Source organism: Marinobacter persicus (assembly GCF_900114155.1).
Lineage (GTDB): Bacteria > Pseudomonadota > Gammaproteobacteria > Pseudomonadales > Oleiphilaceae > Marinobacter > Marinobacter persicus.
On the sequence record NZ_FOSC01000024.1, the window covers coordinates 1 to 1,134 of the forward strand.

1 rRNA gene is annotated in these 1,134 nt (G+C 53.3%); it reads right to left on the reverse strand.

From position 1 onward, the window contains the following. Positions 1–1,134, reverse strand: a 23S ribosomal RNA gene (locus BMZ63_RS14820); the annotation flags it as partial.

The window sequence follows — 1,134 nt, forward strand, 5'->3', positions numbered from 1 at the left end:
CCTTGGTCTTCCGGCGTGGGAGTTTTTCACTCCCATTATCGTTACTCATGTCAGCATTCGCACTTCTGATACCTCCAGCAAGCTTCTCAACTCACCTTCGCAGGCTTACAGAACGCTCCCCTACCCCGCATACAGAGTATGCAGCCGCAGCTTCGGTGACCAGTTTGAGCCCCGTTACATCTTCCGCGCAGGCCGACTCGACTAGTGAGCTATTACGCTTTCTTTAAAGGATGGCTGCTTCTAAGCCAACCTCCTAGCTGTCTGAGCCTTCCCACATCGTTTCCCACTTAACTGGTACTTGGGGACCTTAGCTGGCGGTCTGGGTTGTTTCCCTCTTCACGACGGACGTTAGCACCCGCCGTGTGTCTCCCGGATAGTACTCACAGGTATTCGGAGTTTGCATCGGGTTGGTAAGTCGAGATGACCCCCTAGCCGAAACAGTGCTCTACCCCCTGTGGTATTCGTCCGAGGCGCTACCTAAATAGCTTTCGGGGAGAACCAGCTATCTCCGGGCTTGATTAGCCTTTCACTCCGATCCACAAGTCATCCCCTGGCTTTTCAACGACAGTGGGTTCGGTCCTCCAGTTGATGTTACTCAACCTTCAACCTGCTCATGGATAGATCGCCCGGTTTCGGGTCTATGCCTAGCGACTGATTCGCCCTATTCAGACTCGGTTTCCCTACGGCTCCCCTAAACGGTTAACCTCGCCACTAAACATAAGTCGCTGACCCATTATACAAAAGGTACGCCGTCACGGAATAAATCCGCTCCGACTGCTTGTACGCATACGGTTTCAGGGTCTATTTCACTCCCCTCACAGGGGTTCTTTTCGCCTTTCCCTCACGGTACTGGTTCACTATCGGTCAGTCAGGAGTATTTAGCCTTGGAGGATGGTCCCCCCATGTTCAGTCAACGTTTCTCGTGCGCCGACCTACTCGATTTCACTGAACTCAGGTTTCGGATACGGGGCTATCACCCACTATGGCGGCACTTTCCAGAGCCTTCTCCTACCAGTTGTTCAGCTTAAGGGCTGGTCCCCGTTCGCTCGCCGCTACTGAGGGAATCTCGGTTGATTTCTTTTCCTCGGGGTACTTAGATGTTTCAGTTCCCCCGGTTCGCCTCCTACACCTATG